The following is a 260-nucleotide window of genomic DNA, read 5'->3' on the forward strand; positions in this document are numbered from 1 at the left end:
CGCAACTACCCGATTATGGGTCACATGCGTTTCCTTCTGGAATCCATCCGGCCAGAGATCCGCCAGTATATGCTGGAAGGCGACCGCGAAGAGGTGCCGTTCTCTCGCGAGGCAAGGGCCCTGGTGTATCAGCGCGCTAAAGGCGTCGAAGACAAGCGGCCTTTCGGCACCACCGAGAATGTCTATGGCTCCGGCTATGGCTGGATCACTCACTCGGCCGCTCCGGTCGATATCGAAGATAGCGATTTCCGTGTCACCAT

The 260-nt window shown here is 58.1% G+C and carries 1 pseudogene; it reads left to right on the plus strand.

The annotated features are described in order from the left end of the window. Nucleotides 1–260, plus strand: a pseudogene (locus tag AB9K35_RS02055) (FMN-binding glutamate synthase family protein); the annotation flags it as partial.

The organism is Leisingera sp. XS_AS12, assembly GCF_041224635.1.
GTDB lineage: Bacteria > Pseudomonadota > Alphaproteobacteria > Rhodobacterales > Rhodobacteraceae > Leisingera.